Here is a 24,021-nt window from a genome sequence, read left to right as displayed (position 1 = left end):
CCTCAGTTCGCATGGCGCGGGTTGAGCACATCGCGCAGGTGATCTCCCACCAGGTTGATGGCGATGATGGCCAGCGCCAGCGCAATGCCCGGGAAGAAGGAAATCCAGTATTGGCCGGACAACAGGTATTCGAAGCCGTTGTAGATCAGCATGCCAAGCGACGGCTCGGTCACGGGCACGCCCACGCCCAGGAACGACAATGTGGCCTCCAGCGCAATCGCGTGCGCCAGGTCAATGGTGGCGATGACGATCAAGGGCGGCATGCAATTGGGCAGCACGTGGCGAAACAGCACGCGCCCCCAGGAAAGCGACATGCAGCGCGCTGCTTCCACGTATTCCTTGCCGCGCTCGACCAGCGCGGCGCCGCGTGCGGCGCGCGCGAAATACGCCCACTGCACCACGATCAGCGCGATGATCACCTTATCCACACCTTTGCCCAGGATCGCCAGCAGCATCAATGCGACCAGGATGGCGGGAAACGACAACTGGATATCCACAACCCGCATCAGCAAGGCGTCGATCCGCCCGCCAAAATACGCCGCCACCAAACCCACCGTAGCCCCGATTCCGAACGCTGCCAACACCGACACACTGGCCACAAGCAGACTGGTGCGCATGCCATACAGAATGGCCGAAAACAGATCGCGTGCCAGGCCGTCCGTACCCAGCCAGTAGCGCATGCTGCCATCGCCGCTCTCGGTGCCCGGTTTGAGTTTGGAGTCCATGATGTCCAGCGTCGCCAGGTCGTAGGGATTCTGCGGCGCAATCCATGGCGCAAGCAGTGCCGCCCCCACTATCACGACCAGCATGACCAGGCCCAGCGTCGCCAGCTTGCTGGCGAAGAAGTCCGACAGAAAGCGGCGCCAAGGCGTCTGCTCCTTGGCCTGGACCGGCGGCGAGGCCGCAGTGGCAGGTGTGTTCATCGGCGGCTATCCAAGCGTACGCGGGGGTCCAGCACCGTGTAGATGATGTCCACCACCAGATTCAACATGACCAGGAAGAACACGATCAGCAGGAGATACGCCACCACCACCGGACGGTCCAGGTTGATGATGGAATCGATCAGCAGCTTGCCCATGCCTGGCCAGGAAAAAACCGTTTCGGTAACGACTGCGAAAGCCATCACCTGGCCGAACTCCAGCCCCGCCACCGTCACCACGGGAATCAGGATGTTCTTGAGCAGGTGCACGCCGAGCACGCGCTTTTCAGACAGGCCCTTGGCGCGCGCGAACTTGATGTAGTCCATCGGCAGGGCTTCCCGGGTGGCCGCCCGCGTCACGCGGATGATCATCGCGCACTTGGCGAACGCAATCGTCGCCGCGGGCAACGCCAGGCTGAGCCAGCCGTCGAAGGTCAGCACGCTGAGCTGCAGCGACCCGATACTGACGGTCTGTCCGCGTCCGCCCGCCGGCACCCAGCCCAGGATCACCGCGAACACCATGATGAGCATCAGGCCTACCCAGAAATTGGGCAGCGAGAATCCCAGCACCGAGCCCGTCATGATGGCCCGTGAACCGACCGCCTTGGGCTTGAGGCCTGCCAGGATGCCAAGCGGAACGCCGATCAGCACCGATAGCAGCATGGCCACACAGGCCAGCTCCACGGTAGCCGGCATGCGTTCCAGGATCAGCCTCATGGCCGGTTCGCCCGTCAGGAAGCTGTTGCCAAAATCCCCACGCACCGCCTGGCCCATGAAGATCAGGTACTGCCGCCACAATGGCAGGTCCAGCCCCAACGATTCGCGCACCGCTGCGCGCTGCGCTTCGGTCGCCTCGGGGCTCGCCAGCATAGAGACCGGATCGCCCACCATGTAGATACCGGCAAAGACCAACGCCGACATGACGAGCATGACGACGATGGTCTGCAGCAGCCTTCTTACGATCGTTGCAAGCACTAGAACCTTACTTCTTCAGCGTTGCAAACTGCGCAAGCGTGACCTGGTCGGGCCGGCCTTGATAGCGGATGTCGCTCTTCATAGCCCACACCGACAGTTCGAAATGCACGGGCAGCATGGCGTAGTCGTCCATGGCGATATTGCTGGCCTTGGACAACAGATCCGCGCGCTTGGCGTCATCCATGGTCGACGACGCTTCCTTCACCAGCGCGTCCATCTTGGGATTCGAATAGCGGCTGCGGTTGGTGGTGCCCAGACCCGCTTCCGGGTTACGCGTCACCAGCAGCGAAGTCAGCGCGTTGGACATCTCGCCGCTGGTCACGGACCAACCCGCCAGATAGGCCGAGAACGCGTAGCTGTCCCGGTTCTTGAAGAACACCGGGGGCGCCATCGCATCCACGCTGGTCTTCACGCCGATGCGGGTCCACATCGATGCAATCGCCTGCGCCACCTTCGAATCATTGACGTAACGTCCCGACGGCGAGCCCAGTGTGATGGAAAATCCGTTGGGATAGCCTGCCTCCTTCAGCAGCGCCTTGGCTTTCTCCACGTCGGCCTTGGGCGCCTTGGAATGTTCCTTGCTGGAACCGAACATCGGGTAGGGCAGCAGATTGCCCGCGGGCAGCGCCACGCCCCCCATCACACGCTCGACCAATGCATCGCGGTTGATGGCCAGGGACAGGGCCTCGCGCACCCGCTTGTCCTTCATCGGGTTTTTCTCCGTGCCCTGCACGCCGGGCGAGGGCTCGGCGAACTGGTCCAGCGCCACATACACGACGCGCACCGATGGCGTTTCCTCTACATATAGCTTCTTGTCGCCTTTCAGCTTGGGCAGGTCATCGGTCGGAGGATCCTCGATCATATCGACGTCCCCGGCAAGCAGGGCCGCCACGCGCGCGGCGGCATTACTGATCGGGCGGTAGACCACGCGATCCCATTCGGGCTTCTTGCCCCAATAGTTGTCATTGCGCGCCAGCACGAATTCAGCGCCACGCTTCCATGACACAAACTTATAAGGACCGGTGCCGATCAAACCGTCGCCGCTATTGAGTTCCGTGGTCGTCTTGCCTTCCGCGGCGGGGCCGGACGCAGCTTTCTTCGACATGATGGGCAATTGCGCCAGGTTGACCAGCAGATTAGGCGCCACGTCCTTCGTGGTGATGCGCACAGTGCTGGGATCCACGGCTTCGGTTTTCTCGACCGAACCCAAGTACAGCGTAAATGGCGAAGGGCTGTTCGGTACCTTCGGCACACGCGCATAAGTGAAGACCACGTCTTCCGCCGTGAACGGCGTGCCGTCGGAGAACTTCACATTGGGACGCAGCTTGAAAGTCCAGACCTTGCCGTCCACGGTCCAGGACTCGGCAAGCGCGGGCTGCGGTTTTAGCTGCGAATCCGTAGCGACCAGCGTGTCGAAAATGGTCTGGGAGATCTGCGTATTGGGCGTGAGCGCGTGATACTGCGGATCCATGGAGGACGGTTCGGTCTTCAAGGCGATCACCAGATCGCGGGCCATAGCCGAACTGAATGTGCCGAAGGCCAACATTACCGCGGCCGAGCCGCAGGCCAAGACACGCGAAAACCGAGATGCCATTGTGATCTCCCAGGATTGTTTCGGGTTTTGAACCTCCGGGCCACATTAACCAGCAAACAAGGGACGGCGCAACAGTTATATTCCCTTATTGTTCTCGCCTTGCCTTGCCCGAAATATGTCCGCCTACGCCCCCATTGCCGCCATTGCAACCGCCCCCGGAAGAGGCGGTATCGGCGTCGTTCGCATTTCCGGCGCGGACCTCTCCGAACTGGTGCGGCGCCTGTTCCAGCGGGAACTCACACCGCGCCATGCGCATTACCTGCCATTCAAATCGGGCGCTGGCGAATTGCTGGACGAAGGCATCGCCATTTACTTTCGCGCGCCGCATTCCTATACCGGCGAAGACGTGCTTGAACTGCAGGGACACGGCGGGCCCGCCGTGCTGCGCCGCGTGCTGGAAAGCTGTCTCGCCGCCGGCCGCGACCTCGGCATCCGGCTGGCCGAGCCCGGCGAATTCACGCGCCGCGCCTTTTTGAACGACCGCATGGACCTGGCCCAGGCCGAAGCCGTGGCCGACTTGATCGAGGCCTCGTCGACGGCCGCCGCGCGCGGCGCCATGGCGTCGCTGTCGGGGGAATTTTCGGCACGTGTCAATGATCTGTCGGATCGCATCATCCATTTGCGCATGCTGGTAGAGGCCACCCTGGATTTCCCTGAGGAAGAAATCGACTTCCTGGAAAAGTATCAGGCCCGCCCCACCCTGGAAGCGCTGACCGCGGATCTCTCCAAGCTGATCGCGCAAGCCCGTCAGGGCGTAATCCTGCGCGAAGGCCTGCACGTGGTTCTGGCCGGACAACCCAACGTGGGCAAGTCCAGCCTGCTCAACGCGCTGGCCGGCGACGACATTGCCATCGTCACTCCGATTGCGGGCACGACCCGCGACAAGGTCGTCCAGGAAATCCATATCGACGGCGTCCCCCTCCACATTGTCGACACGGCAGGTCTGCGGGAAACAGAGGACACCGTGGAGAGCATAGGTATCGCACGCACGTGGCAGGAAATCGAGCGCGCCGACGTTATCCTTCATTTGCAGGATGCCACCCAGCCAGGCGACGAGCTCGACGCCCAGATCACCGCGCGCCTGCCGCCGCGCACGCCGGTCCTGAAGGTTTTCAACAAGGTGGACTTGTTATCCACACCCTTCGCCGCCGGCCCTCAGGAACTCGGCATATCCGCCAAGCGCGGCGCAGGCCTGGACGCGTTGCGCGCCGAATTGCTGCGCATCGCCGGCTGGAACCCCGGGGGCGAATCTCCCTGGCTGGCGCGCGAGCGGCATCTGCATGCCTTGCAGGACGCGGCGGAACACCTCGAATTTGCCGGCGCGCACGCGCAACAAGACGACCGGGTACTGGATCTGTTTGCGGAAGAACTACGGCTGGCGCACGACAGCCTGTCGAGCATTACGGGCAAGTTCACCAGCGACGATCTGCTGGGGGAGATTTTCTCGAGCTTCTGTATCGGGAAATAGCGTGCAATGCAGCGTGCTGCGCCGCCGCAGCTGCATCTGGAAGTTCAAGGTTTGCGCGTCGCTTCCACCAGGCATTCAGACAAGCGGTCGAAATGCAGCAGCGCGGCCTGGCTGAGCTCCACCTGCTTGCGGCGCGCATCCTCGGTATCGACAAGCAACACCCAGCCTTTTTCCCGCATCGACTTCAGTCGGGCGTGCAGGGTCGCAGGCGAACCGATGCTATCGACTGCCATGACATCGCGCACGGACAGCCGGCGCTCTTCCTGTGACGCGCGTGCGATCAACGTAAGTATGCGTTCTTCCATGGGGTCGAGCGACGGCAAGGAAGGCAGGCCGCGCAGTGCGTCGGCCAGGCGCAAAAAGCGCATGTAAATGTCGGCGGGCCTCTTTTTTTCTTTCATGGATAATGGACGCAGCGACCGATAAGCGGCGGGATTAGAGGTATGGAGAACATTCTAGATCAGGGCAAATGGGCTCTGGTGACAGTGGTGCTGTTCCTTGGCAGTCTGGCAGTCAATGAGTGGGTGTTCACCAACCTGGAGTTTGTGCGCGGCATTAACTGGATCTATCTGCCGGCAGGCGTGCGCCTGATATGCACGTTGCTGTTCGGACTGCCTGCAGCGCTAGGGCTGTTGGCCGGTTCCTGGATCGCCTGCTTTTTCTATTACTTTCCCGACGACGTACTCCGTTCCGTGGCCGGCGGCATCATGGCGGCCACCGCGCCGTATCTCGCCTACCGTTGGGCCAGGTCGACACTGCGGCTGCAACCCGACCTTGGCAATCTCACGGCCTGGCGCCTTCTGATCTGCGCGCTGGTCTATGCGTTGATGAACTCCACGATTCATCATCTCTGGTTCTTTCTCCAGGGAGAAAGGGCAGCGCTGGCGGACGGCTTCATAGCTATGCTGACCGGAGACATTACGGGATCCTTGTTCGTGTTGTACACGCTCAAGATGATCGCTGCGTTGGGCCGTACGATGTTGCGACGACGGCCCGCCTGACGGCATGAGGTTCTCGCGTACGCGAACTCAGCCCGTCACGGCGGCAGAGCTGTCTTCAGACTCAGTGGTCTCCTGGGCGACAGCATGGGGTACCGAACCGGCGTTGACCAATACACGCTCGACACGCTCGGCCAGCGCGCGCATTTCCCTGGCTCTCTTGCCATGCAGCACCCTGCCAAATGCGTTCAGGTTGAGCGCCATGGTTCTCAACTCCGCCTGCTCGCTTTCCGACAAGGCGATACCGCCGTCGCGGCGCTGCTCTACCCGCGCAAGAACGCCCGAACATGCCTCATGGAATCTTGCGTACTCGGTCCATAAGTTTTCGGGCTCGCCATGGGCCGGAAACGACGTATTAGGTGCCATTGACACTCCTGGTATGGGATCACTCAGCCAGTTTCTTCGGTGATCGCTCATCATCTTCGGGGTATACACGCAAACGATTAGTTATAAATTTTATAACTAATTGATAAAACAATCTTGCCGCTCGCCCCGCGGCTTATATTCCGGTATTCCTTCCGGCGGTCACTTCCGCATCATTCAGGATTCGGCATGGTCCCAGACATACGCCTCGCCACCCCCGACGATCTGGCCGACATCGAGCGAATCGTCGCCCAAGCCTACGGACACTACGTCAAGCGCATCGGTGCAATACCCGGCCCGATGCGGGACGATTACGCCACCCGTGTCGCGCAAGGCGTGGTCCATGTGCTGCAGGCCCAAGGGGTGGTGCAGGCCGTCCTGGTGCTGATTCCCGAGGCAGATTACATGCTGCTCGACAATATCGCGGTTGCGCCTTCGGCGCAGGGCAAAGGCTACGGCCGAGACTTGCTGCGGTTCGCCGAAAGCGCGGCTCGCCTGGCGGGCTATGCCAGCATCCGCCTCTACACGCAGGAAAAAATGACCGAGAACATCGCTATCTACACGCGGTACGGATATGTGGAAACCCATCGAGCCGAAGAGATAGGCTTGAAGCGCGTCTTCATGAAAAAAGCCCTTTAAATAAGGGCTTTTTAATCATTCCGATAAGATGCGAGTATTTATTCACATAAATAGAACCTGATCACGGCTCGCGCGTCCCAGCCATCACGCGCTGCGCGCGGCGGTTGCTGGCCAGCGACTTCGCGTAGACGGAATCGGGCCGTATCCGATGCGCGATCACATAGCCTGTTATGCAAGCCAGCATCAACGGCAGCATGACTTCATAGCTGAGCGTCATCTCGAAAATCATCAGGATCGACATCAAGGGCGCATACGTGGTCGCAGCCAGCAACGCGCCCATGCCCACCACGGCGTAACTGGACACCGCTGACAGGTCGCCCGCTGGAAACAAGGCCTGCAAGCCCGTGCCGTACAGGGCTCCAAGTGCCGCCCCCACGAACAGCGTGGGCGTAAATACACCGCCGACCGCACCTGATCCCACACTTGCCGCGGTAGCCAACGTTTTCAAAAGCAGGATGGCGGCCACGGCCTGCCAGGCCCACTGCGTGTGCAACATGCTGTTGACTACGCTATACCCATTGCCCCAGACCTCGGGGTTCACCACCGACAAAGCGCCGACGATCAATCCGCCCAGTGCCATGCGGGCCCATAGCGGCGCGGGCACACGGGCGAATGCGGCCCGCGCCGTATCGAGAAAGCGCAGGAACTGTGGCGCCGCCAGGCCGGCGATCACACCGAGCCCCAGGTAATTGATGACCTCCCATCCCGACACGAACGTGAAAGGGGGCATGTGAAAAACGGCGTCGTAATGCAGGATCTGGCGCGTCACGATATTGGCGACGACCGACGATACAACCAACGGTACCAGCGTGGCCGATGCAATCGCTCCGTAGACGATCTCTGAAATGAACAAGGCGCCAGCGATGGGCGCGTTGTACGCGGCCGTGATTCCCGCAGTGGCACCGCAGGCAACCAATAAGCGCAAATGCCGGGGCGGCAGGACCAGATAGCGACCAGTCAGGGATGACAACATCGCCGCCAATTGCACCATGGGGCCTTCACGGCCGATGGAAGCGCCGGAGCCGATGGAAAAGATCGATGACAGGCTGCGCGCGACCGTCTGGCGAAAGCCGATGACTCCGCGCCCGACTGAAATTGCCTCCATATAGTCCGCTGCGCCGCGCCTGGGTAGCCACTTGGCCGCCATTTGGAGGATCACGCCGGCAATGGCGCCGCCGATGGCAGGCATCAAAAAGCGTTCCCAAGGATTCAGGCCTCGCGCCAGCGACACCATGCCGTGAGGCACGTCTTCTCCTCCCAGCAAAGTTTGCGTCCAGCCAAGCATTTCGCGGAAGACCACGGTGGCCAGCGCCCCCAACAAGCCCATCAGCGCCGCCGCGCAGAGCGTGGCCGGCAAATTGTCCGCCAGCAGACGGGTTCTGAGCCAGATCGCCCAGCCCGATTTCTTGATTCTGATTTCTGTCGCCATGGCGGGATTCTACGGCGGAAGCTGCTCACTTTTTGTTCAGTTCCCAGTCAAGAATCGCTGCGCACATCCCCTGGAATCCCCCTTTCCGCGAACGCCCTACAGGCCCTCTGAAGGCGTCCTGGAAGGCAAAAAAGCGGGTAGGCAGCAGGGCATTTTTCGGGGTAAAAGTGCCGGTTTTGGGACCGGTCAGGCAGAAAGGGCCTGTGGATAACTCCTAAGGAGACGCCTTGTGCACATTTTGTGGAGGCAAGTTGAACAAGCAGGGGTTTTGGCCAGGGTCCAAAATCTTGTCCAACTTCAGCTTTTTTCCCACACAGAGTTCTTGCACAGGCAAAAACGCTTCCAAGTGGATGAAAAAAAAGAGGTTTTCAAGGTTAAGGTAGTTATCCACAGGCCTTATTAATCATTAGTCTTTATATAAAGAGAAATTAAGGAAAAGCCAAACATGCTCTCCCATTCCGCCCAGCCATCCCCCCCCGGACTCCGTCCATGCGCATCCTCCTGATAGAAGACGAAGCCGAACTTGCTCGCTGGCTTTCAAGAAGCCTGGCCAGGCACGCGGGTTTCGTTGTTGAATGGGCTGATGACGGGCTGGTCGCCGAAAGACGGCTGGCAATGGAAGAATTCGACGCGGTCATCCTGGATCTCGGACTTCCGGGCATGGATGGCCATACTTTGCTCGCGAAGATTCGCGCGCGGGACGACCGTACGCCGGTCCTGGTCTTGACCGCGCGCGATTCGCTAGCCGAAAAAATCGGCACGTTGCATCAGGGAGCGGACGACTTCCTGCCAAAACCATTTGTTGTGGAAGAGTTGGAAGCGCGATTGATCGCACTCATCCGACGTAGCCGCGGACGGGAACATCCGCGGCTCACGCTGGGAAACCTGGTTTTCGAGACTTCTGCTCAAAAATTCACGGTTGGCGGACAGCCCTTGCAGTTATCCCCACGTGAACACTCGGTCCTGCGCGTACTGATCCAGAAAAGCGGCGAACCCATCAACAAGCAGCAGATCCTGGATCGCATCCTGACCGACGATGCGGACATAAACCTGGAAGCCATCGAGGTCGTAGTGCACCGGTTGCGCAAGAAATTGGCGGATACCGGTGTGCAAATCGTGACCATGCGGGGCATGGGCTACTGCCTGGAGAACCTTGTTGACAACTAGAAGTGCGGAAAAAAATGGATTTTTCGCGGCGAAAAGACGCAATCGCACCCTGAAAACCCAACTTCTCTGGTGGCTGATTCCGACGTTGGTTTTCGTGATGATGGGAGCCTTGTGGCTGTCGAACCATCAGTTGCGCAATCAGGTCGACACTGCCTATGACCGGTCGCTCGCTGGAGCGCTGCGCGCCATCGACCACAACATATCCACAGCCAGCGGTGGATTAGCCATGGAGCAGCCATACCTGATGCTGGAATTTTTCGAGCTGACGGCCAATGGCAGCGTGTTCTACCGAGTCGCTACCGAGGACGGGCTGGCGGAAATCGGCAGCCCGGGGCTGCCCATGCCCGCCGACCCGCTCGTTTCCGGTGAACCACGCTTTTTCTATGCCGACTACCAGGGAACGCCTGTGCGGGTCGCAGCACTGGCGCGGACCATGGATCCGCCGCTCTATGCAAATAAAGGGGGACGGGTGATTGTGCAGGTGGCCGAGGGCCTGGATACCCGTCAGGCCTTCCTGCACCAGGTGCTTGTTCGTTCCGTGGAGCGGGATCTTGCCGTGATCCTGATCAGCGTCCTGGTGATCATCCTGGGGGTTTTCATGGCCTTGCGCCCCCTGGCCAGGTTGCGCCAGGAGGTGGAAGGGCGTTCTGCGGACGATTTAAGCCCCGTAGGCGCTTCGGACATGCCAGGGGAGGTCCTACCCCTAGTTGCGGCCGTAAACCTCCACATGGCCCGTTTTGCGGCCCAGGCGAGGGTCCAGAGTCAGTTCCTGGACGACGCATCGCACCAGTTGCGCACCCCTTTGTCGGTTTTGCGGACCCAGACGGCCTACGCCTTGCGCGAAACAGACCCCCAGGAGGTCCGTACAGCCCTTCTGGCGATGCAAGAAGGGTTGGACAGGGCCGTACGCACCACCAACCAGATGCTCGCTCTGGCGCGCGCTAAAGACGCCTCCTTGGCCGAAGGCGGGTTCAACCCGGAACCTGTGGACCTGGTCGAGCTGGCCGACGCCGTCATCCGCAGCCTGCTTCCCACGGCCCGTGCCCGCCAGCTCGATGTCGGTCTGGAGGCCGAAACACGGCCTGTGGTCGTCCAAGGAGCGGAGTGGCTACTGAGGGAGGCTGTCAGCAATCTGGTCGACAATGCCATCCGTTACACATCCCCAGCGGGGGAAGTGACGGTGAAGGTCCTCATCGAGCCTGGGCTGGCGAGGCTGGTGGTCGAGGACAGCGGCCCCGGCATGTCGGCGGAAGACATCGCCCGCGCCTGCATTCGTTTTCGCCGGGGCGCCGCGGGCAAGAACAAGCCTGGCGCCGGCCTGGGGCTCGCCATCGTGGGGACCATCGCCGAGATCCTCGGGGCGCGGCTGGTACTGGAGAACCGCGTGCCCCTGCCGGGCTTGAGGGCGGCATTGGTGTTTACCCTGGAAAGCGGGTCCGATGCTGCGACGCACCAGGAAAACGGCGGTTTTTGAAAGCTTTTGGAAAGCTTGGGTTTTGTACGGTTGCGTCCACTGGGGGCGTTATTGCGCAAAGAACCGTCTTAGCAGAGCTTCCAGCCATACCTAGACCTATAAATCTCGGAGACGCAAAAAATGCAGACTCGTCTGAAACTTCGCCTGGCCGCCTTCGCGGCGCTGGGCGCGATTACCCTGAACCTGGGCGCCGCTCACGCGGCCGAAGAGCCGCGCCGCCCGGAATGCATCGCGCCTGCCCAGCCCGGCGGCGGTTTCGACCTGACCTGCCGTCTGGCCACCGAAGGCCTGAAGCAAAGCGGTGCGCTCAAGACCTCCATGCGCATCGTCTACATGCCCGGCGGGATCGGTGCCGTGGCCTACAACAACATCGTGGCGCAACACCCGAACGAGCCGGGCACCATCGTGGCCTTCTCGGGCGGTTCGCTGTTGAACCTGGCCCAGGGCAAGTTCGGCAAGTACAACGTCAATGACGTGCGCTGGCTGGCCGCGATCGGTACTGACTACGGCGTGGCAGTGGTCCGCAACGATTCTCCGTACACGGACCTGAAGAGCCTGATGGAAGCTTTTAAACAGGATCCGACCAAGATCGTTCTCGGCGCCGGTGGCACCGTGGGCAGCCAGGACTGGATGAAGGCCGCATTGACCGCGAAGGCTGCAGGCGTGGACTTCAAGAAGATGCGCTTCGTGGCCTTTGAAGGCGGCGGCGAGGCCGTGACGGCTTTGCGCGGCGGCCACATCCAGGCCTACATGGGCGATGCGGCGGAAGCGTTCACCATGCTGGAAGGCGGCGCCCCTATCCGCGTGCTGGCTGTGTTCAACGATCAGCGCCTGCCTGGCAAGCTGGGCACCGTGCCCACCGCGAAGGAGCAGGGTTACGACATCGTCTGGCCCATCATCCGCGGCTTCTATGTGGGCCCGAAGGTGTCGGACAGCGACTACCAGTTCTGGGTCGACGCTTTCAACAAGACCACGGCTTCGCCCGAGTTCGACAAGCTGCGCCAGCAGCAAGGCCTGTTTCCCTTCAACAAGACGGGTCCCGAGCTCGACGCCTACGTGAAGAACCAGGTCAAGGTCTACGGCGAACTGGCCGACTCCTTCGGCCTGGTCAAGAAGTAAGCCGCAAGGCGTTTCTCCCTGTTGCGCCAATCAGGATTCCCCGCCGCCGGCATTGCCGCGGCGGCAGGGGAGTGCTGCGCCGCGCGATACGACTACAACGGAAAAGTGATCATGAACGATCGAATACTGGGCGTGGCGGCGCTTGCGCTGGCCGCCTTCATGACCGCGGCGGGTTGGGGAATCGAAGCCCCCTTCGCCTATGAGCCGGTGGGCCCGCGCGCCTTTCCGCTGCTGCTGGCGCTGATCATCGGCCTGTGCGGCTTATGGCTCATCTACAAGGGCGGTCATCAGGTCGAGGCCAATCCTCCCGGCGCAAACGCCCGCATCGCGCTGATGATGGGGTTCGCCGTGGCGTATGCCTTCCTGTTCCAGTGGCTGGGTTTCGTGATCGCAACCACCCTGATGACGATATTCGTGGGCCGCCTGTTCGGAGGCGGCTGGATCAAATGCGCGATTGGCGGCGCCGTCATGAGCGTTTTGTTTTTCTTGCTGTTCGACAAGGTGCTGGACGTCGTCCTGCCTACCGGTTTGCTGGAGACCCTGATATGAGCGGCATCCTTGATCACTTGGCGATCGGTTTTGGCGTAGCCTTTTCGCTGACAAATATCCTGGTGGCATTGATCGGTTCGTTCATCGGAACCATGGTGGGCGTGCTGCCCGGCCTGGGACCGGTCAACGGCGTGGCCATGCTGATACCGATCGCCTTCGCCATGAACCTGCCGCCGGAGACTGCGCTGATTCTGTTGGCGGCCGTGTACGTAGGCGCTGAGTATGGCGGCCGCATCACCGCGATCCTGCTTAATGTGCCGGGCGAGGCCAGTGCCATCATGACGACACTGGACGGGTATCCGCTTGCGCGCCAGGGCCTGGCCAGCGTGGCACTGTCGCTGTCGGCATGGTCGGCCTTCTTCGGCGCCATCGTGTCGGTGTTGGGCATCATCCTGCTCGCGCCTTTGCTGGCCAAATGGGCGCTCGCCTTTGGCCCTGCCGAGTATTTCGTGCTGATGATTTTTGCGTTCTGCTGCCTGACCAGCCTGCTGGGCAAGCAGCCCGTCAAGGGTGTGCTGGCGGCGATGATCGGCCTGTCGATTTCGGTCGTGGGCGTGGACGCGAACTCGGGCGTGTATCGCTATACCTTCGAGTCTGTGCACCTGGCCGACGGTATCGAATTCGTGGTCGTGGTGATCGCGCTGTTTGCAGTCAGCGAAATGCTGGAAATGCTTGAGAAAGTGATGTCCGGCCACAGCGTCGAGGTCAAGCCCAGTGGTCGCAAACTTTTCAACCTGAAGGAAATGGCGCTCACCTGGTGGAGCGTGGTGCGCAGTTCGCTGGTGGGCTTTGGCGTGGGCGTATTGCCTGGCGCCGGCGCAAGCGTGGCTGCAGCCGTGGCGTATTCGCAGGAAAAGCGCATCATCGAGGCCAAGGATCCCGAAGCCAAGTTCGGCAAGGGCGATATGCGTGGTCTGGTGGCGCCGGAAGCTGCTGCTACCGCTTCGGCCATAGGTTCGTTCGTCCCGATGCTTACGCTGGGCGTACCGGGCTCGGGTACTACTGCCGTGATGATGGGCGCGCTGACGCTCTACAACATCACACCGGGCCCGGTCCTATTCGATTCCAAGCCCGAGCTCGTGTGGGGTTTGATCGCTTCGTTGTTCGTGGCGAACGTATTGTTGTTCATCATGAACGTGCCGCTCGTACGGTTCTTCTCCAAAGTGTTGTCGGTGCCGGGATGGCTGATGGTGCCTGGCATCCTCTGCATCAGCTATATCGGCGTTTACGCCATTAACGCGGGCACGTTCGACCTGCTGCTGGTGGCCGGCATCGGTGCCCTGGGATATTTCTTGCGCAAGTTCGGTGTCCCGATGGCACCGCTGGTGCTGGGCGTGGTGTTGGGCAACATGATGGAGCAGAACCTGCGTCGCGCCTTGTCCATGACCGACGGCGACGTGGCAGTGCTGTTTGCCAGCCCGGTGTCGATCGCGATGTGGGTGGGGGCGGCCGCTGTCGTGATCCTGCCGCAAATCATGCGCCGCGTGCGCGCAGCGAAAAAGCTTGCCGCTGGTCCGGTCTGATCCGATGGCGGCGCGGCTGTTGTAAAGGGCAGCAGTCGGCCGCGGGATCTGAACCGGATATTGCAAAGGGCGCCTTATGGGCGCCCTTTTTTTATTCATGAATCCATACGGATTGCCGAACTCTTAAATGCGAGTATTTATTCATGTTTTTGAATAAAACCCCTTGAATATAGGGGTGGCGAGATTTTTCAAGAATTCTAAAACTCTCAGACCCGGGCCAGCCGTTCCAGCGCGGCATCGAGCGTTGCATCCTTTTTGGCGAAGCAGAAACGCACGATGCGATGGTTGGATTCGGCCGCGTCGGGCTGACGGTAAAACGCGGACACCGGAATTACCGTGACGCCGTGATTCACCGTGAGGTCGCGCGCGAAGTCGGCTTCGTTCTGCCTGGATATCTGGCTGTAGTCGGCCAGCAGGAAGAACGTGCCAGGACTGGGCAAGGGCCGGAAGCGGGTCTTGGCGAGGCCTTGCGCCAGGCGGTCGCGCTTGGCTTCATAAAAAGCCGGTAAATCCAGGTAAGGCTTGGGATCACGCATGAACTCCGCCAGTGCAAACTGCATGGGCGAGGGTACGGTGAACACCATGAACTGATGCACTTTGCGCAGTTCGGCGCTCAGCTGGCGCGGCGCGCAGCAGTAGCCGATTTTCCAGCCTGTAGTGTGATAGGTCTTGCCGAAGGAAGAGATCACGAAGGCATGTTCGGCCAGCAGCGGGCGGCGCGCCACGCTGGCATGGGGTTTGCCGTCGAACACGATGTGTTCGTAGACCTCGTCTGACACCAGCAGCACGCCAGTGTCGCGGACAATGGCTTCGAGCGCGTCCAGGTCGCTGTCGTCAAGCACCGCGCCCGTTGGGTTGTGCGGAAAATTCAGCATCAGCAGGCGCGTCTTGGACGTGATGGCATCGCGTACGCGCTGCCAGTCGATGCGGTAGTAGGGATCGGCTTCGGTGGGCGCGCGCAGGGGCACTGGCACCGCCGTTCCGCCCGCGAGGCGGATTGCCGGCAGATAGGAGTCGTAGCAGGGCTCGATGACCACCACTTCGTCGCCGCTGCCCACGGCGGCCAGCACGGTTGCCATCAGCGCTTCGGTAGCGCCGCTGGTGACGGTGATCTCGGTTTCGGGATCGTAGGCGTGGCCGTAGAGTTCCCGCGTCTTGGCGGCAATGGCCTCGCGCAGCGGCGCGACGCCGGGCATATAGGGATACTGGTTGTGGCCGTCGGCCATCGCTTTGGATACCAGCGCGCACAAGGCGGGATCGGGGTCGAAGTCGGGGAAGCCCTGGCCCAGGTTGATGGCTTTGTGCTCGATGGCCAAGCGGCTCATCACGGTAAAGATGGTGGTGCCAACGTCGGGAAGTTTGGATCGGATCATGGTGGACGCGAGAGGAAACGTTGCTAGCAGAGAGAGTTTCCGTAAGTATCCCACTAACTCATAATTCGGTTTTCTCATGAGCTTAAGGCACGGCGGTATCGTGGTTCAGAACATGTTGTGGAGGGTTTTGGGCGGTCTGGCGATCGCATTGGCAGGGGCGTTGCTGGCCGTTTGGGCGCATATTCCGCTGCCTTGGATGCTGGGGGCATTGCTCGTGACCGCGGCGACACGCATCGCTGGCTTGGGCACTGCCTGCCCCCGGCCCGCGCGCAATGCCGGCCAATGGGTGATCGGCACGTCCTTGGGTCTGTATTTCACGCCACAGGTTATCGGCCACATTGGCAGCAATGCAGGACCCATCGTCGCCGGCATGTTGTTCGCGCTAGGCCTGGCGTTCATGGGCACAGCGATTCTTCGTCGCTACACGGACGCGGATTTCAAGACGGCGTGGTTTTCGTCGGCCATAGGCGGGGCCAGCGAGATGGCGAACCTGGCCGAGCGCCATGGGGCGCGCATCGATCGCGTGGCCACGGCGCACAGTGTGCGCGTACTCATGGTGGTGGTGACGGTGCCCTTCATCTTCCAATGGTGGGGCGTTGCGGGCCTGGATCCCACCGTACCCGGACCCAAGGTCGTCCATGGCTGGGGGCTGGCGGCGCTGGTCGGCCTGACCTGCATCGGCGGCATGGCCTTCATGAAACTGCGCCTGCCCAATCCCTGGGTGCTGGGCCCGATGTTGGCCGCCATGGTGCTTACCGCCAATGGCATCGAGTTGTCGGCACTGCCGGATTACGTACCGAAGGTGGGCCAGCTGCTGATTGGCTGGTCGCTGGGGGATCGCTATCGCCCGGATTTCTTTCGGGCCGCTCCGCGGTTCATCGCTGCGGTGGCCGGCTTCACGGTGGCCGCCCTGGCCCTGGCTTTCGGACTGGGCGCGTTGCTGTCACTGTGGTCTGCAGCCCCCATTCCAACCCTGATTCTCGGCACCACGCCGGGCGGTATTGCCGAGATGGCCATCACGGCCAAAGTGCTCCAGCTAGGGGTGCCGGTAGTCACCGCATTCCACGTCACGCGCATGGTTTTCGTGGTGATAGTGACGGGGCCGATCTACGCTTTTCTGGCGTCGCGGCAGAGGGATGCGGCCTAGCGAAACGAGATCCAGTATTAAAAATACGACATTGGGGTAAACAACTATATGAGTCTGTAATGTGTGCTGAGTATGCTGATTACGCAGTTGATTCAAGCAGCGCGCGGACTCGTTCTGCAGCTAGGCGGCAGGCGGGAACGCAGCAGCAACGCAGGTACTACTACCGGTCGTTCAGTTCTCACGGCGTCCTTGATTCATTGCATTTCGAGTTAATTACAGGACGCTAGAAAAAATGGCTCAGAAGGGCAAAGTTAAGTGGTTTAACGCTGACAAGGGTTACGGTTTCATCACGCCGGACGTTGGTGGCACCGATGTTTTCGCACACTTTTCCGCCATCCAGGGCCGCGGCTATCGCAGCCTGAACGAAGGCCAGGAAGTCGAATTCGAAGTCAAGGATGGTCCGAAAGGACCTCAAGCGGCCGAAATTCGCCCGCTCTAAATCGGGAAATCCCAATTTCCCGTCCGCCAGGTTCGACCTGGCTACAACGCCCCAAGACTCCACAGTCTGGGGCGTTGTTTCATTTGGCGGCGGTAGCGTTTCCTGCACCGCCGGATGAATAGTTAGTATCCACTAACATGTTTTTCAGCCGTGGATAAGTTTGTGGATAATTATTCCTCGGCATGAGTATTTTAATGCTCAGCAATGAAGCAATTTGCGCATCCGGGCTGGGTTTTGCACAGTTATCCCACCTTCATTGGAACGGTTTCCGAATAGGGTCGTCGGCCTTCCATTCACCTTTCCCTTCAAGACCGGTTGTGCTCAAAGATGCCCTTTCCCCAGGGAATACAGGCATTTAACGGGGTTTTCGAGCGCTTGTAGCTCCGAGTCTGAGGCCGGTCTTGATTATTCGCTTCGGTAGCTTCGGCCTTATTGGGGCCCTAAGACCCGTGGTTGTTCACAAAGATATCCCCATACCGGTTATGCACAGAATTACGCCGTTTGGCGCCCAATTCGACCCCGCCAGCCTGTGGATAGAAATGGGGATAGGCTCGGAAGGATGGGGTGCTTGGGCGGGATTGCCGGTTTGAGGTCCACTTGCCGGAGGGAAGCGCGCGGTGCCCTCCACAACATAAGGCTTGTCTTTAGCTCGGCGCGGATGCGGATCTCGGCGGGCAAGTTGTCCACAGATGGCCTGATGGGACGCGGGCGATCTCACCCATAAGGATGATGGCGTGGTTTCCCGTGGCGGAGCAAGATAGTTGTCCGGTCAAATAATCCATGCAGCGGTACGCGGGATGTGCGTAGGGGCGGCCCGCAAGACGAACATGCGTGGATAGCTCTGTGGACAATTCACCGGTTTAATATTTAGCCGCGATTTGATCCTATTTGGTCGCTAGAGTTCCCGGCCCGTTTCAGAATGGCCGCGCCGTGTCAGCCCGTTTTAAATACTCCACGTAAACCAGCGCAGATCTTATCCACAAAGTTTTCCACGGTCTGTGGCGATGGTTTTAGCGGAACACCGTAGCGCGGAGCTTCCCGTTGTGGCCAGCTTGCCAGATAGCTGTAATCGATCGGCGCCATAGGGAAGCTTGTTGTGCAATTGTGGTTTTTCATGAATCTTTGCATTCAACATGCCAGCCGGGGTTGCGCTGCTTTTCTCGCCCATGTTGTGCGGCGCTAATCAACTTATCCCCAGAGTTGTTCCACGTGAAACGCCTGGCTACGAAGTGGGGTGTAGGCCAGCGATGCTTGTTGATAACGCTGTGCAGAATTCGAGTGGCTCCAACCGGACGAAAGTTGATGGCGTTTGGTGGCTTGCTCTCTAGCGGCACTCCGCCTTCCTTCTCCTTATTTAGACCCCTCGGGTCGTTTGTCGCCACGCTGTCCGCGCAAGGGGATAACAGTGTTTTTGAGATGCGTTGAGGTTGACGATTTCAGGTTTCCGCCAGTTTTGTGAACATTGGCCAAGCAGAGATAGCTGTCTCACCCGTCGGCTTTTGCGGAATTTTGGCAATCTCCGGGTGCGCTTGGGTTTCTGCTCCGGAACACTTATTTGATTGTTTCCCGGCCACCTCCCGATGCTCGTCATACCGCCTGTTTCACGTGAAACTCAAAAAGAGCTCTTGTGTTGGGTAAGGGGTAAGGTAGGGGCGTGAAAATCGTTTTTTTTGTGGATGAATCTTCATAAAACTGCAATTCCGTGTTTCGCGGACGAGTAGGTGGGCAGCATAGTCCAGTCAAGTTTCGCGTCGGGATATGTCGCGGGAATCCTTCGCCTCGCTGCTGCTCGCGCGATATTTCCGAATCTTCGTGCCCCCGTGCCGCGGTGTTCCACGTGAAACATGATTGTCGCGGGGGCAACGTGAGTGTGAAATCGCCGCGTTTCTAAGTACAGGATGTTCCACGTGAAACGTGCGGAAGGCAGACATGCTCGATGTTTCACGTGGAACATTGCAAGCGAAGTCAGATCCACCTGGGATGGGCATTAACAGGACCCACTAATTCCTCACGTCCGCGAGAGGAGTATGGCCCTTGCAGGACTTCGTAGCGGTGGCAGGGCGGAAGATTCACGTGGTGGTTCAGCATATTGATGCTGGTTATTCCCGGCATTCCCTCCGAGTAGCGAAGGTTGCCGCTGACCAAACCTTTACCTCTCGCGATGAGCACGAACTGCTTTTGGGGGCATATCAGGCATCAGGGTGCGCAGTTTCCACGTGGTAGTCGGGGCTGCGAGTGATCGTAGGAATCGGTGGGGGATGTTTCACGTGAAACACCGCGTGGGCTCTGTGCAGGGCGCTGCGGAGAGCCTGCGAGGGAATGCACGGGATATTGGCCTACCGTGGGAACTCGCCCTCGGGCGGTTCCCAAGGGGTTAAAGGAAGCGGTCTTCAAGCGATGTTCCACGTGAAACATGCAATCGAAAGCGGGGGCAATTGCCGACATATTCACGGGTAGGGAGCGTTTAGCCTCAGGGATATGCGGCAAATCGGACCTTTCCCGCTTTCATGTTGCGCCGAAGCATGTTTCACGTGAAACATGGCAGGCCTGCCTCTATAATGAGCACCGAACGCTCTCTTACCTCCCCCCATCATGGACTATCCCCGCGAATTCGATGTCATCGTCGTCGGTGGCGGCCACGCCGGCACCGAAGCAGCGTTGGCTGCTGCCCGCACTGGCGCGCAGACGCTGCTGTTGACGCACAACATCGAAACCCTAGGCCAAATGTCTTGCAATCCCTCGATCGGTGGGATTGGCAAGGGCCATCTTGTCAAAGAAGTCGACGCTCTGGGCGGCGCCATGGCTTTGGCTACGGATGAAGCGGGTATCCAATTCCGCATCCTGAACGGCTCCAAGGGGCCTGCGGTCCGTGCTACCCGCGCCCAAGCGGATCGAGTGCTGTACCGCAAGGCGATCCGCGGCCGCCTGGAAAATCAACCGAACCTCTTGTTGTTCCAACAGGCAGTCGAAGATCTGATGGTGGAAGGTGACCGCGTGGTCGGCGCGGTAACCCAGATTGGTCTGAAGTTTCGCGCGAAGTCCGTGGTACTTACCGCTGGCACGTTCTTGAATGGCCTGATTCACGTGGGGCTGCAGAACTATTCGGGCGGCCGTGCGGGCGATCCTCCCGCCGTCTCACTAGGCCAGCGCCTGAAGGAGCTCAAGCTGCCGCAGGGGCGTCTGAAGACAGGAACGCCACCGCGGATCGATGGCCGTTCGATCAACTACAGCATCCTCGAAGAGCAGCCTGGCGACCTCGATCCGATCCCCGTGTTTTCGTATATGGGCAACGTGGGGATGCACCCGCGCCAGCTGCCCTGCTGGATTACGCACACAAACGCCCGGACCCACGACATCATTCGCGGCGGGCTGGACCGTTCGCCGATGTACAGCGGTGTGATCGAAGGAGTGGGGCCGCGCTACTGTCCGTCCATCGAAGACAAGATCCATCGCTTTGCCGACAAAGAATCGCATCAAGTGTTCCTGGAGCCCGAAGGGCTGGACACCCATGAGGTCTACCCAAACGGCGTGTCCACCAGCCTGCCGTTCGATGTGCAGCTGGCCCTGATCCATTCTTTGCCTGGCCTGGAAAATGCGCACATCTTGCGCCCTGGGTACGCCATTGAATATGACTACTTCGATCCACGTGGATTGAAGAGCACGCTCGAAACCAAGGCCATCGCTGGCTTGTATTTCGCGGGACAGATCAACGGCACCACAGGCTATGAAGAAGCGGCTGCTCAAGGATTGCTGGCCGGTGTCAATGCCGCGTTGTTTTCCCAAGACCGCGAGCAGTGGACGCCGCGTCGTGACGAAGCTTATCTGGGGGTGCTGGTAGACGACCTGGTTACGCGAGGCGTGACCGAGCCGTACCGGATGTTTACTTCGCGGGCTGAATACCGGTTGAGCCTGCGCGAAGATAATGCAGATCTGCGTCTGACAGAGATCGGCCGTCGGCTGGGAATCGTCGACGATGCACGGTGGGACGCTTTCAACCGCAAGCGCGACGCCGTGGCTGCTGAAGTCGAACGCCTGAAATCATCCTGGGTCAATCCGCGTGTGCTACCCGCGGAAGTTGCTGAACCTCTGTTGGGCAAGGCGATTGAACGTGAGTACTCACTTGCAGATCTGCTCAAACGCCCGAATGTTTCGTATGAAGCCTTGATGGCTGCGCGTAACACCGACGGTTCGCTGCTGGCCGGTCCCGGTGTCGTGCAAGATGACGTGCTGGCCGAGCAGGTCGAGATCCAGGTGAAGTACGCGGGCTACATCGACCGCCAACAGGTCGAAGTGCAGAAGCAGATAGCGCATGAACAGCAGGCGATTCCCACCGATGTCGATTACGACGCGGTGACCAGCCTGTCGTTCGAAGTCCGCCAGAAGCTCAAAGCGCACCGCCCGGAAACCATCGGCCAGGCCGCGCGTATCTCGGGCGTAACCCCCGCTGCAATTTCATTGCTGCTGATCCATCTGAAGCGCCTGCACTACGGCTCGCGCAAACAAGCGGCATGAGCGCGCTCACCGACACGGCCGGCGCGGACATGGCCGGCCGCCTGTCTCGCGCATGCGAGCAATTGGGGCTGGAGGCCGATGCCGCCGCGCTGGCCAAGCTGCTGAATTATCTGGCCCAGATGCAGCGTTGGAACCGGACCTACAACCTCACCGCCATCCGCGATCCTCAACAGATGCTGATCCAGCACCTGTTCGACAGCATGGCCGCCGTAGGACCGTTCAGCGAGGCGCTGGGCGCGTCCGAGATGCCAGCCAAGGTCTACGACGTCGGATCGGGTGGCGGGCTGCCTGGCGTCGTCCTGGCGATCATGCGGCCGCATTGGTCCGTGACCTGCGTGGACGCGGTCGAAAAGAAGACAGCATTCGTGCGGCAGATGAGCGGCGTACTGGCTTTGCCCAACCTGCAGGCCTGCCACGCCCGTATCGAAACGCTCGCGCCCGCGGACTGCAATATTGTGACATCGCGCGCCTTTGCATCCTTGGACGATTTTGCGCAACTCGCAGGTCGCCATGTACGCAACGATGGTACCCTCGTCGCCATGAAGGGCAAGGTCCCCGAGGACGAAATTCAGGCGCTGCATGCGCGCGGAGAATGGCAAGTCGATCACATCCAGCCGTTGCGCGTGCCTGAATTGCAGGCCGAGCGCTGCCTTATCTGGATGCGCCGTAGTCAAGGAACCCTATGAAGAACATACCCCCCAGCACCACCGCCCGCATTTTCTGCATTGCCAACCAGAAGGGCGGTGTGGGCAAGACGACGACCGCCATCAACCTGGCGGCGGGCCTTGCCACGCACAACCAACGTGTGCTGCTGGTGGATCTGGACCCGCAAGGCAATGCGACGATGGGTAGCGGCATCGACAAGAACTCGCTGGAGTCGAACCTGTACCAGGTGCTGATCGGCGAATCCAGCATCGAGCAGGCCCGTGTCAAATCCGAATCGGGCGGTTACGACGTGCTGCCCGCCAACCGCGAACTGTCCGGCGCCGAGATCGATCTGGTGCAGATGGAGCAGCGCGAGCGGCAATTGAAGGCCGCGATCGACACCGTCGCTACCCAGTACGACTTCGTGCTGATCGATTGCCCGCCCACGCTGTCTTTGCTGACCTTGAACGGCCTGGCCGCTGCCCACGGCGTCATCATTCCGATGCAGTGCGAATACTTCGCGCTGGAAGGCCTGTCCGACCTGGTCAACACCATCAAGCGCGTGCACCGCAACATCAATGATGACCTCCGCGTCATCGGCCTGCTGCGCGTGATGTTCGATCCGCGCATGACCTTGCAACAGCAGGTGTCCGCGCAGCTCGAGGCGCACTTCGGCGACAAGGTCTTCAAGACCGTCGTGCCGCGTAACGTGCGCCTGGCCGAAGCGCCCAGCTATGGCATGCCTGGCGTGGTGTACGACCGGGGCTCGCGCGGCGCGCAGGCCTATATCTCGTTTGGCGCCGAAATGATCGAACGCGTGAAGAAGGACCTGAAGTAGGCCTCGACCATGTCCGTTGTCACGCTCTTTTCCCAGACTGAACCGCAAGCCTCCGGCACGCCGCGCGTTGATGCGCGCGACAGCCTGCGCGCGCGTCTGGAAGAAGCAGCGCTGAACGCGACGGCGGTCGCCTCGCAGGTGCTCTATGATGGTTGGCTGGTGCGGTTCGCGCCTTCGCTGGCCAAGCGCGTGCGCAGTATCAATGTGCTGGGGTTATCCACACGTCCTTTGGACGAGCGGCTGGCGTATTGTTCATCGTTGTATGCGCGTCATGGCTTGCCCATGGTGTTGCGCATTACCTCCATCGGCCCCGATTTTTCCCTCGACGCCGAACTGGAGTCCCGCGGTTATATCCTTACCGGCGAGACCCGAGTCATGTTTACGCCGCTCGCTCCCAGGCCCGGCGCCCGGAGCGATCTGCTTTTCAATATTGTCGATACCGCGCGCTTTGCGGCGGCGGTCGGGGCGATGCGCAACTCGGAATCCGGGCACATCGCCGAACATGGGGCGCGCCTGCAAGGCCTGGCTGTGGATATCTCGCCGGTGCTGGCAACGGACGCGATGGGGCAGTGCGTCGCTGCGGGCCTGGCCGTCCGCGACGGCGACCTGCTGGGCCTGTTCGACATCGTTACGGATCCAGGGCAGCGGCGTAAAGGCTACGCCGCCGCGCTGATTGAACACTTGTTGGCAATAGGCGCCGCCGGTGGCGCCACGACCGCCTATTTGCAGGTGGAGCCGGAGAACACAGCCGCGCGCGCCTTGTATGGCCGCTACGGTTTCAAAGACTGTTACGCGTATTGGTATCGCCTGCCCGCCGAGCAGACGGACGCCGCCTGAGCCTGGCTCGGGA

The 24,021-nt window shown here is 60.5% G+C and carries 22 protein-coding genes; 14 read left to right on the top strand and 8 right to left on the bottom strand.

Annotated elements, in window-relative coordinates; genetic code table 11:
* Positions 1-2: 2 nt before the first annotated feature.
* The 3 genes from VCS63_RS02980 to VCS63_RS02970 are packed head-to-tail and all read right to left on the bottom strand — an operon-like array spanning position 3 to position 3,488.
* A complete protein-coding gene (locus tag VCS63_RS02980) occupies positions 3-923 on the bottom strand; it encodes an ABC transporter permease (RefSeq protein WP_323878330.1) in 921 nt (306 codons plus the stop codon).
* Positions 920-1,894: an ABC transporter permease gene (locus VCS63_RS02975; protein WP_323878327.1), complete on the bottom strand. Its 975-nt coding sequence runs from the start codon at positions 1,892-1,894 to the stop codon at positions 920-922. The genes VCS63_RS02980 and VCS63_RS02975 overlap by 4 nt, the downstream gene beginning before the upstream one ends.
* Positions 1,895-1,901: 7 nt before the next feature.
* Positions 1,902-3,488 carry an ABC transporter substrate-binding protein gene (locus VCS63_RS02970; RefSeq protein ID WP_042795862.1) on the bottom strand — a complete coding sequence of 529 codons (1,587 nt, stop codon included), beginning with the start codon at positions 3,486-3,488 and terminating at the stop codon, positions 1,902-1,904.
* A gap of 115 nt (positions 3,489-3,603) precedes the next feature.
* Here VCS63_RS02970 and mnmE point away from each other — a divergent pair, with 115 nt between their 5' ends.
* On the top strand, positions 3,604-4,956 hold the full coding sequence (mnmE, locus tag VCS63_RS02965) for a tRNA uridine-5-carboxymethylaminomethyl(34) synthesis GTPase MnmE (protein ID WP_063961621.1): 1,353 nt from the start codon (positions 3,604-3,606) through the stop codon (positions 4,954-4,956).
* A gap of 44 nt (positions 4,957-5,000) precedes the next feature.
* On the opposite strand, the gene VCS63_RS02960 is transcribed toward mnmE, so the two are convergent.
* Positions 5,001-5,357 (bottom strand): hypothetical protein, encoded by a 357-nt coding sequence (locus VCS63_RS02960; protein ID WP_063639113.1) that lies wholly within the window; start codon positions 5,355-5,357, stop codon positions 5,001-5,003.
* Positions 5,358-5,399: 42 nt separating this feature from the next.
* Here VCS63_RS02960 and VCS63_RS02955 point away from each other — a divergent pair, with 42 nt between their 5' ends.
* Complete coding sequence (locus VCS63_RS02955; protein WP_042795865.1) at positions 5,400-5,957, top strand: hypothetical protein; 558 nt, start codon at positions 5,400-5,402, stop codon at positions 5,955-5,957.
* A 27-nt stretch (positions 5,958-5,984) separates the two neighbouring features.
* Here the strand turns inward: VCS63_RS02955 and VCS63_RS02950 are convergent, their stop codons facing one another.
* A complete protein-coding gene (locus tag VCS63_RS02950) occupies positions 5,985-6,320 on the bottom strand; it encodes a hypothetical protein (protein WP_323878323.1) in 336 nt (111 codons plus the stop codon).
* 186 nt (positions 6,321-6,506) lie between these two features.
* On the opposite strand from VCS63_RS02950, the gene VCS63_RS02945 reads away from it, so the two are divergent.
* The gene (locus tag VCS63_RS02945) at positions 6,507-6,956 is read left to right on the top strand and encodes a GNAT family N-acetyltransferase (protein WP_323878321.1); all 450 of its coding nucleotides are present in this window, start codon (positions 6,507-6,509) and stop codon (positions 6,954-6,956) included.
* A 61-nt stretch (positions 6,957-7,017) separates the two neighbouring features.
* On the opposite strand, the gene VCS63_RS02940 is transcribed toward VCS63_RS02945, so the two are convergent.
* Positions 7,018-8,385, bottom strand: coding sequence for a ClcB-like voltage-gated chloride channel protein (locus VCS63_RS02940; protein WP_112966803.1), 1,368 nt, complete (start codon positions 8,383-8,385; stop codon positions 7,018-7,020).
* A 489-nt stretch (positions 8,386-8,874) separates the two neighbouring features.
* On the opposite strand from VCS63_RS02940, the gene VCS63_RS02935 reads away from it, so the two are divergent.
* The 5 genes from VCS63_RS02935 to VCS63_RS02915 all read left to right on the top strand — a co-directional run bounded on the left by VCS63_RS02935 (position 8,875) and on the right by VCS63_RS02915 (position 14,217).
* Positions 8,875-9,552: a response regulator gene (locus VCS63_RS02935; protein ID WP_076816846.1), complete on the top strand. Its 678-nt coding sequence runs from the start codon at positions 8,875-8,877 to the stop codon at positions 9,550-9,552.
* Positions 9,542-11,026, top strand: coding sequence for a sensor histidine kinase (locus tag VCS63_RS02930; RefSeq protein ID WP_377836510.1), 1,485 nt, complete (start codon positions 9,542-9,544; stop codon positions 11,024-11,026). Before VCS63_RS02935 ends, VCS63_RS02930 begins: the two co-directional genes overlap by 11 nt.
* 120 nt (positions 11,027-11,146) lie before the next feature.
* Positions 11,147-12,145 carry a Bug family tripartite tricarboxylate transporter substrate binding protein gene (locus tag VCS63_RS02925; RefSeq protein WP_042795870.1) on the top strand — a complete coding sequence of 333 codons (999 nt, stop codon included), beginning with the start codon at positions 11,147-11,149 and terminating at the stop codon, positions 12,143-12,145.
* Between the two features lie 111 nt (positions 12,146-12,256).
* Positions 12,257-12,694 (top strand): tripartite tricarboxylate transporter TctB family protein, encoded by a 438-nt coding sequence (locus VCS63_RS02920; protein ID WP_042795871.1) that lies wholly within the window; start codon positions 12,257-12,259, stop codon positions 12,692-12,694.
* On the top strand, positions 12,691-14,217 hold the full coding sequence (locus VCS63_RS02915) for a tripartite tricarboxylate transporter permease (RefSeq protein WP_042795872.1): 1,527 nt from the start codon (positions 12,691-12,693) through the stop codon (positions 14,215-14,217). The genes VCS63_RS02920 and VCS63_RS02915 overlap by 4 nt, the downstream gene beginning before the upstream one ends.
* Positions 14,218-14,423: 206 nt before the next feature.
* Here VCS63_RS02915 and VCS63_RS02910 read toward each other — a convergent pair whose 3' ends face one another.
* A complete protein-coding gene (locus tag VCS63_RS02910; protein ID WP_042795873.1) occupies positions 14,424-15,590 on the bottom strand; it encodes a pyridoxal phosphate-dependent aminotransferase in 1,167 nt (388 codons plus the stop codon).
* Between the two features lie 112 nt (positions 15,591-15,702).
* Between VCS63_RS02910 and VCS63_RS02905 the strand changes: the two genes are divergently transcribed.
* Positions 15,703-16,737: an AbrB family transcriptional regulator gene (locus tag VCS63_RS02905; protein WP_238913162.1), complete on the top strand. Its 1,035-nt coding sequence runs from the start codon at positions 15,703-15,705 to the stop codon at positions 16,735-16,737.
* Positions 16,738-16,969: 232 nt separating this feature from the next.
* Complete coding sequence (locus VCS63_RS02900; protein ID WP_006216596.1) at positions 16,970-17,176, top strand: cold-shock protein; 207 nt, start codon at positions 16,970-16,972, stop codon at positions 17,174-17,176.
* 933 nt (positions 17,177-18,109) lie between these two features.
* Here the strand turns inward: VCS63_RS02900 and VCS63_RS02895 are convergent.
* On the bottom strand, positions 18,110-18,292 hold the full coding sequence (locus VCS63_RS02895; protein WP_126389684.1) for a hypothetical protein: 183 nt from the start codon (positions 18,290-18,292) through the stop codon (positions 18,110-18,112).
* 1,476 nt (positions 18,293-19,768) lie between these two features.
* On the opposite strand from VCS63_RS02895, the gene mnmG reads away from it, so the two are divergent.
* Genes mnmG through VCS63_RS02875 form a run of 4 tightly spaced genes read left to right on the top strand, consistent with a single transcriptional unit; the run spans position 19,769 to position 24,008 of the window.
* Complete coding sequence (gene mnmG / locus VCS63_RS02890; RefSeq protein ID WP_063639105.1) at positions 19,769-21,688, top strand: tRNA uridine-5-carboxymethylaminomethyl(34) synthesis enzyme MnmG; 1,920 nt, start codon at positions 19,769-19,771, stop codon at positions 21,686-21,688.
* Entirely contained in the window at positions 21,685-22,374 is a 690-nt protein-coding gene (rsmG, locus tag VCS63_RS02885) for a 16S rRNA (guanine(527)-N(7))-methyltransferase RsmG (protein ID WP_042795876.1), read from the top strand. Before mnmG ends, rsmG begins: the two co-directional genes overlap by 4 nt.
* Complete coding sequence (locus tag VCS63_RS02880; RefSeq protein ID WP_042795877.1) at positions 22,371-23,171, top strand: ParA family protein; 801 nt, start codon at positions 22,371-22,373, stop codon at positions 23,169-23,171. Before rsmG ends, VCS63_RS02880 begins: the two co-directional genes overlap by 4 nt.
* Positions 23,172-23,180: 9 nt before the next feature.
* Entirely contained in the window at positions 23,181-24,008 is an 828-nt protein-coding gene (locus VCS63_RS02875; RefSeq protein WP_323878315.1) for a GNAT family N-acetyltransferase, read from the top strand.
* The last annotated feature ends 13 nt before the right edge of the window (positions 24,009-24,021 follow it).

Source organism: Achromobacter sp. D10 (assembly GCF_035282245.1).
GTDB lineage: Bacteria > Pseudomonadota > Gammaproteobacteria > Burkholderiales > Burkholderiaceae_B > Achromobacter > Achromobacter insolitus.
This window is presented reverse-complemented; position numbering and strand designations above follow the sequence as displayed.